The following is a 7,113-nucleotide window of genomic DNA, read 5'->3' as shown; positions in this document are numbered from 1 at the left end:
GCCCCCCGCCCCGCCCGCCGCCCCGCGCTGCTGCCGGCGGGCCTGAGCCTGCCCGCTCCGCTCCTCCCGGACCTGCGCCGAGTCGGCCGGCGTCGTCCGGGCTCTGACCGGGGAGAGCCCGCCCACGTCGGTCCGGACCCCGACGCCCGACTGCGCCGCGCCGTGGCCGAGGCCCAGGCCCGCGCGGACCCCCATGCGCCCCCGCCACTGCGCGAGACCGTGGGCCGTGCGCTCGCGGACCTCGCGGCCGAGGACGGGGACACGCCGCCGTCGGGATGTCCCCGGCCCGCGGGCCTGCGTGACCCGGACGCGGTGCTGGAGGAGCTCGTGGGCTTCGGTCCGCTGGCTCCGTGGGTGCGCCGGACCGGGGTCACGGACGTGCTGGTCGACGCCGCCGGCAGCGTGTGGACGGACGGCGTCGAGGGGTTGGTCCGCCGCCCGCTGATCCTGCCGGAGCCGACGGCCCGCGCCCTCGCGGTGCGGCTCATCGGGCTGGCCGGCCGTCGCCTGGACCCCGCGTGCCCCGTGGCCGACGCGCGCGTGGACGGGGTGCGCGTGCACGCGGTCCTGCCGCCCGTCAGCGGCGGCGGCACCGTCCTGAGCCTGCGCGTGCCCGCCGCCGAGCCGCCGTCGCTCGACGCCCTCGCCGCCGACTGGCCGGACGGGGAGAGGTGGCGGGACGCCGTCGTCGCCCTGGTGCGCGGGCGGGCGAGCGTGCTGGTCAGCGGGGCCACCGGCACCGGCAAGACGACCCTCCTGGCCGCCGCGCTCGGCCTGGCGGGTGCGGACGAGCGGGTCGTGCTCGTCGAGGACACCGCCGAGGCCGCCCCGGCGCATCCCCACGTGATCTCCCTGCAGGCCCGTGCCCCCACCGCGGACGGCGCCGGGGAGGTCACGCTCGCCGAGCTGATCCGGCAGGCCCTGCGCATGCGCCCCGACCGTCTGGTGGTGGGCGAGTGCCGCGGCCCCGAGGTCGCGGACCTGCTCACCGCCCTCAACACGGGACACCAGGGCGCGTGGGGCACCCTGCACGCCAACGCCGCCGCCGACGTCCCCGCGCGCCTGGCCGCGATGGGCGCCCTGGCCGGGTGGTCCGCCTCCGCGGTGGCCGCGCAGGCACGCGCCGGCGTGGACGCCGTCCTCCACGTGCGCCGGGACGGCCGCGGCCGCCACCCCGTGGAGCTGGCCGTGCCGGCGCCCGCCGCCCATCCCGACGCGCCGCTCAGTGTGCTCCCCGCCCTGACCTGGGACGGCGGCGGCACCGGCGCGGGCCCGGGCCTCGAGGTCCTCGAGGCCCGCCTGTCCGGCCGGGGGCACGGGTGATCGCCCTGCCCGGCAGGGCGGAGGAGCGCGCCGAGGAACGGGCCCAGGAGGTCGTCGAGGCGCTGCGCCGCTGGGCCGGGCTCACGGCGGCCGGGATGACGCCGGCCGAGGCGTGGACGGCGGTCGCCCAGGCGTCCTCCCCGTGCGGGCGCCCGACGCCGGGATGCTGCCCGCGCCACGAGGCCCTGCGCCGCGCGGCCCTCGCCCGATGGGGCGGGCCCGGCCGTGGCGCGGAGGGCGGTCAGCCGCGGCCCGGGGAGCGCTCGCCGTGGGACCTGGCGGACGCGGCGCTCGCGGCCGCCGCCCGGGCGGGCGCGTCGCCCTCCCGGACGGCGGCCCGGCTCGCCGACGCCCTGGAGGCCGACGTGGACGCCTCCCGGGCCCGCCGCACGGCCGCCGCCGGCCCCCGGGCGACCGCGCGTCTGCTGTCCTGGCTCCCGGTCGGCGGGCTCGGCCTGGCCTGGCTGCTGGGCATGGGACCGGCCGACCTGCTCGCCACCGGGTTCGGCTGGGTGCTGCTGGTGCTCGGCGGCGTCCTCACCGCAGCGGGCCGGGCCTGGACCCGGCTCGCGCTGCGCCGCGGTGCCCGGCCGCTCGGGGAGGCGAGCCCGGGCGTCGTCGTGGACGTGGCCGCTGTGCTGCTGGGCGCGGGCCGCTCCCTGCCGGCCGCCCTCGACGACGTCTCCGCGCACCTGCCGGGCGCCGCCGATCTGCGGGTGGTGGCCGTGCTGCTGCGCTGGGGCGCGGACTGGGACGAGGCCTGGGCCCCGGTGACGGAGGAGCCGCGGTGGGCGGCCCTGGGGGAGCGCCTGCGGCCCCTGCACCGCACCGGCATGGCCGGGGAGGCGGTGCTGCACCAGACGGCCGCGGCCCTCCGGCAGGAGACCCGGCGCGCCGACGAGCGCGGCGCCGAGGAGCTGGCCGTGCGGTTGGTCGTGCCGCTGGGTCTGTGCCAGCTGCCGGCGTTCGTCTGCTGGGGCGTTGCGCCGATGGCGCTGGCGCTGCTGGGTGCCCGGTGAACGGCGGCCCCACGCGGGCGGGCAGGGACGAGGCCGATCGTTCCTGCACAGGTCGCCGCACCCCGGAGCGCCGTCCACGGATCCGGGGCGGGGCCGCGCACCGGCCGGGACCGGCGCCGCAGGCTGGAGGAGGCGGCCCACCCGGGACGCCACCAGCAGGACCCGCACACCGACGGCCCGGCGAACGGCGCCGGACCACCCCAGGAGGGAACACCATGACCCACAACTCCACCGCCCTGACCGAGACCCTCGTGCCGCTCGTCGGCCCGCAGCGCGCCGCCGCCCTCGCCACCTGGGCGGAGGACGAGACCGGCGCCCAGACCGCCGAGTACGGCATCCTCACGCTCGCCGCGGTCGGCTTCGCCGGCGTGCTGGCCGTCGTCCTCACCAGCCCCGAGGTGCGCGAGCTGCTCGTGGACCTCGTCTCCCAGGCCCTGCAGCGTGGCTGACCTCCCCGCGGAGGCCCCCCGGCCCGGGCGCCTCCGCGGCGCCCGGGCCGGGGCGTCGGGGACGGTGGCATTCCGGGACGCCGAGCGCGGGGAGGCGGAGCGCGGCGCCGTGACGGCCGAGTACGCGGTGCTGCTGCCGGCCGCGGTGGCCGTGCTGGTGGCGGTCCTGCTGGCCGGCGTCACCGCCGTCCACCAGGTCCGTGCCCAGGACGCCGCCGCCTCCGCCGCCCGGATCCTGGCCCGCGGGGACGCCGAGTCCCTCGCCCGGGATGCCGTGGGCCGCATGGCCGGGGGAGACGCCGCCCTCGAGGCCCGCATGGCCGAGGGCTGGGTGACCGTCACGGTCACCCGCCCCGGCCCGGGACCGCTGGCCGCCGTGACCCTCAGCGCCGAGGCCGTCGCGCCCGTGCAGGCGACGTCGCCGACGCCACCGGGGCGGACGCCGGGGATCACCGCCCCCACCGGGGAGGCGGCGCCGTGAGCGGCACCGCGACCGCTCTCGGCACAGCGCTCCTCGGGGCGGGGCTGCTCACGGGGGTGCTGGCCGTCGGCCACGCGTCGGCCACCGCCGCCCGGGCCTCGGGCGCCGCCGACCTCGCGGCGCTGGCCGCCTCCGACGCCCGGCGCGGCCTCGGTGCGGTCCCGGACGCCGGGGTCCTCGAGCCGTGCCCGCTGGCAGAGGAGAGCGCGCGGCGCAACGGCGCGGAGGTCACCGAGTGCGTGCTCCTGCCGGACGGCTCCGTGCGCGTGGCCGTCGTCATCGCGGCGGGCCCGCTGCCGGCGAGCACCGCCGTCGCCGTGGCCGGGCCCCCGGTGGGGCCGCGCGGCCCGGTTGCCGGCCCGGGCCGCGACGATGCCCCGGAGGACGCGCCGGACACCCCCGGCGCACCGCCCGAGGCGGCTACGCCGTGACGTCCGTCAGGTGCGCGGGGACCTCGATGAGGCCGTCGAAGCGCTCGGCCAGGAACCGCAGCACGGTCAGCGCCCCGGCCTTGTCCAGGGGGCTGTTCCGGTTGCCGCACTTGGGCGACTGCACGCAGGACGGACAGCCCTCCTCACACTCGCACGCGGCGATCGCCCCGGCCGTGGCCTCCACCCAGCGGCGAGCCTGGGCGAAGCCGCGCTCGGCGAACCCGGCCCCGCCCGGGCGCCCGTCGTACACGAACACCGTGGGCACCCCGGTGTCCGGGTGCAGCACCATCGAGACGCCGCCGATGTCCCAGCGGTCGTTCGAGGCGACCAGCGGCATCATGCCGATCATCGCGTGCTCCGCGGCGTGCAGGGCGCCGGGCAGCCGGTCCATGGTGAGCCCCGCGGCCACGAGCTCCTCGGAGGCGGCCTGGAACCACACGGCGGACGTGAACAGGTCCCGGGCGGGCAGGTCCAAGGGCTCCTCACCGAGCACCTCCCCGGAGAGCAGCGCCTTGCGCTGGAAGGAGATCACCTGCGTGGTCACCTGCACGTCGCCCAGGCACCAGCGCAGGGAGGACCCGGCGGCGTCGAGGCGCCGGTGCACGGCCACGATCTCGATCTCCGTGACGTCCCGGGCCTGCGTCGTGAAGTCCGGCCACGCCCGCTGCACGAGCACCGCGTGCGCGTCCTCGTCGAGGTCCTCCACCAGGAAGGTGCGGTCCTGATGCACGTACACCGCGCCCGGATGCGCCTGGTAGTGGGTCTGCGGGGAGTCCATGGTGCCCAGCAGCGCGCCCGACTCGACGTCGATGATGTCCATGGGCCCGCCGCCGTCGTCGCGCAGGGAGACCAGGGACGCCGCGTGCTCCGTGTGCGTCCAGAACCAGCCCGCCGGCCGCCGCCGCAGCAGCCCCTGCTCGACGAGGACGTCCAGCAGCTCCCGCACCCGCTCCGGGCCGCCGAACCAGGGCAGGTCCTCGGGGCGCAGCGGCAGCTCCGCGGCGGCCGCGCACAGCTGCGGTCCCAGCAGGTGCGGGTTCGCGGGGTCCAGCACCGTGTCCTCCACGCCCAGGTCGAACACCGCCCCCGGGTGCTCCACCACGAACGTGTCCAGGGGGTCGTCGGAGGCCACGAAGAACGCCAGCGCGTCCTGGCCGCCGCGCCCGGCCCGGCCGATCTGCTGGAAGAACGACGCGCGGGTCCCCGGCCAGCCCGCCACCACCACGGCGTCCAGGCCCGCCACGTCGATGCCCATCTCCAGGGCGGGGGTGGAGGCCATGCCCAGCAGCCGCCCGGAGCGCAGGGCCTCCTCCAGGGCGCGCCGCTCCTCCGGAAGGTAGCCGGAGCGGTAGGCCGCGATGCGCGAGCCCAGCCCGGCCTCGACCTCCTCGAGCTGGCGCTTGGCGGCGCCGGCGATGGTCTCCGCGCCGCGCCGGGACTTGATGAACGCGAGCGTCCGGACCTGCTGCAGGGCCAGGTCCGTGAGCAGGTCGGCCGCGGTGGCGGTGGCGGAGCGGCGCACCGGCGCCCCGTTCTCCCCGCGACGGTCCGTCAGCTCCGGTTCCCAGAACGCGACGTGCACCGCACCGTGGGGAGAGGCGTCCTCCGTCACGGCCTCCACCTCCCCGGGGGCGGCGCCGATGAGCGTGGCGAGGTGCTCGGCCGGGGCCGCGGAGGTCGCCGTGGCGCCGATGAACACGGTCTCCGGCCGCTCACCCCGGTAGTGGGCCACCACACGGCGCAGCCGGCGCAGCAGGATCCCCACCTGCGAGCCGAACACACCGCGGTAGGTGTGGGACTCGTCCAGCACCACGTAGGCGAGGTTGCGGAAGAACACGGCCCACCGCTCGTGGTGGGGCAGGATCCCCACGTGCAGCATGTCCGGGTTGGTCAGCAGCACGTTCGCGTGCTCGCGGGCCCAGATCCGGTCCTGGGGGGCGGTGTCGCCGTCGTAGGGCGCGGCGCGCAGCCAGGCGGCGCCGTCCCGCTCCAGGGCACGCCAGGAGGCCAGCTGGTCCGCCGCGAGCGCCTTGGTGGGCGCCAGGTACAGGACGGTCGCCCGCGGGTCGGCCGCGAGCGTGGCGCCCACGGCGAGCTGATAGGCCAGGGACTTGCCCGATGCCGTGCCCGTCGCCAGGACGGTGTGCCGCCCGGCCAGCGCCGCCGCCGCCCCGCGTGCCTGGTGCTCCCAGGGGGCCTGCACGCCGCGAGCGGCGAAGGCCCGCACCAGCCCGGCGGGAGTGCCGGCCGGCCAGGGGGCTGACCGCGGGGTGCGGGCCGGGATCGTGGTGACGTGGCGGATCTGCGCCGGCAGGGATCGACGTCCCAGCGCGGCCGCGAACGCCGCCCGCGCCTCGGGATCACCTGTGGCGAGTTCCTGGGGCGGCTCCCAGCCCGGCCCGCCGGGAGCGGGCGTGGGCACGTCCCGTGCGGAGCGGTCCTCCGCCGGGCCGGGAGCGGCCCACGGGTCGTCGTCGGGCCAGGGGACCGGGCCGCCGGTCACCGGGCCATCGTGCCGGTGTGCTCTGCCCCGGGGGCCTCGCCGTCGGCGCGGGTCCAGATGCGCACGGGGCCCAGGTCGGTCCAGCCGAGGTGGCCGTAGAGCTTCTGCCCGTCCGGGGAGGCGACCAGCAGGCCCCGCTCGAGCTCGTCGTCCGCGCCGAGCGCCTCGCTGGTGAGGTGGCGCATGACCAGGCTGCCCAGGCCGCGGCGGCGGTGGTCCGGGGAGGTCCAGATGCGGTCGAACACGGCGGTCTCGCCCTCGAACGTCACCCAGCCCAGCGCGGCGAGCTCCTCCTCGCCCTCCGGGACGCCCGACAGGGCGCCGGCGGCGTAGAACCGGACGCGGCGCGAGCCGGGCCGCGGCTCGTCCACGTGCGCCTCGTAGCCCTCGGGCAGCAGCGGCGGCTCCACGTCCTGGACCTCGCGGTCCAGCTCCATGGACATGAACCGCTCGGGCAGCACGGCCGAGTGCAGGCCCGCGGACGTCAGGTCCTGGTCGGTCTCGCCGAAGACCGTGACCAGGCGGTCCGGCTGCTCCTCCAGGGAGGCCAGGGCCGGGGCCAGGGCGTCGGCGTCGGGGGAGACGAGGACGTGCTCCCACGTGGTGGGGATGTCCATCGCGGCGCGGCCGGCGCCGCCGGGGATGCGCTGCGCCGAGCGCTTCTTGCGCAGGGCCGAGCGCATGCCGTCCTGGATGCGGGTCTCATAGCCTCGGGAGCGGGACCACGCGGCGAACCACGTGCCCACCAGGGTGTCGTCGATGCTCTGCGTCATGGTTCAGAGGGTACGGGCGGCGCACGCCGGGGGCCATGCCCCCCGCGTGATCGTCGTCACATCGTGACGCGGGGGACGTCCGGCCCCGCGCGGCCGCCCCGACTACGCTCGGGTCCGATGACCGCCTCCGCCGC

7 protein-coding genes are annotated in these 7,113 nt (G+C 78.3%); 5 read left to right on the top strand and 2 right to left on the bottom strand.

The window, feature by feature from the left end; all coding sequences use genetic code 11:
- From MHY29_RS10515 to MHY29_RS10495, 5 genes are all read left to right on the top strand, one after another.
- Positions 1-1,323 (top strand): ATPase, T2SS/T4P/T4SS family (locus MHY29_RS10515; RefSeq protein ID WP_370643517.1); only part of this gene is annotated, 1,323 nt, incomplete at its 5' end.
- Positions 1,320-2,342: a type II secretion system F family protein gene (locus MHY29_RS10510; RefSeq protein WP_239241074.1), complete on the top strand. Its 1,023-nt coding sequence runs from the start codon at positions 1,320-1,322 to the stop codon at positions 2,340-2,342. The genes MHY29_RS10515 and MHY29_RS10510, both read left to right, overlap by 4 nt.
- Before the next feature lie 215 nt (positions 2,343-2,557).
- Complete coding sequence (locus tag MHY29_RS10505) at positions 2,558-2,791, top strand: DUF4244 domain-containing protein (RefSeq protein ID WP_224356487.1); 234 nt, start codon at positions 2,558-2,560, stop codon at positions 2,789-2,791.
- Entirely contained in the window at positions 2,784-3,272 is a 489-nt protein-coding gene (locus MHY29_RS10500) for a TadE family type IV pilus minor pilin (RefSeq protein WP_239241072.1), read from the top strand. Before MHY29_RS10505 ends, MHY29_RS10500 begins: the two co-directional genes overlap by 8 nt.
- Positions 3,269-3,703, top strand: a complete 435-nt coding sequence (locus tag MHY29_RS10495; RefSeq protein WP_239241061.1) for a hypothetical protein — start codon at positions 3,269-3,271, stop codon at positions 3,701-3,703. Before MHY29_RS10500 ends, MHY29_RS10495 begins: the two co-directional genes overlap by 4 nt.
- Here the strand turns inward: MHY29_RS10495 and MHY29_RS10490 are convergent.
- Both MHY29_RS10490 and MHY29_RS10485 read right to left on the bottom strand, forming a co-directional pair.
- The gene (locus tag MHY29_RS10490; RefSeq protein WP_370643518.1) at positions 3,693-6,032 is read right to left on the bottom strand and encodes a DEAD/DEAH box helicase; all 2,340 of its coding nucleotides are present in this window, start codon (positions 6,030-6,032) and stop codon (positions 3,693-3,695) included. The two genes, MHY29_RS10495 and MHY29_RS10490, sit on opposite strands and share 11 nt — an antisense overlap.
- 170 nt (positions 6,033-6,202) lie before the next feature.
- A complete protein-coding gene (locus MHY29_RS10485) occupies positions 6,203-6,979 on the bottom strand; it encodes a GNAT family N-acetyltransferase (RefSeq protein ID WP_239241059.1) in 777 nt (258 codons plus the stop codon).
- Positions 6,980-7,113 lie beyond the last annotated feature (134 nt).

The sequence above is a fragment of the Micrococcus sp. ACRRV genome (assembly GCF_022346985.1).
Lineage (GTDB): Bacteria > Actinomycetota > Actinomycetes > Actinomycetales > Micrococcaceae > Micrococcus > Micrococcus porci.
The sequence above is the reverse complement of the archived record's forward strand: the minus strand, read 5'-3'. Positions and strand labels throughout refer to the sequence as shown.

Excerpts from the sequence above, each read along its gene's own strand:
- MHY29_RS10505 (WP_224356487.1), top strand. The coding sequence starts at position 2,558 with ATGACCCACAACTCCACCGCCCTGACCGAGACCCTCGTGCCGCTCGTC.
- MHY29_RS10485 (WP_239241059.1), bottom strand. The coding sequence starts at position 6,979 with ATGACGCAGAGCATCGACGACACCCTGGTGGGCACGTGGTTCGCCGCG.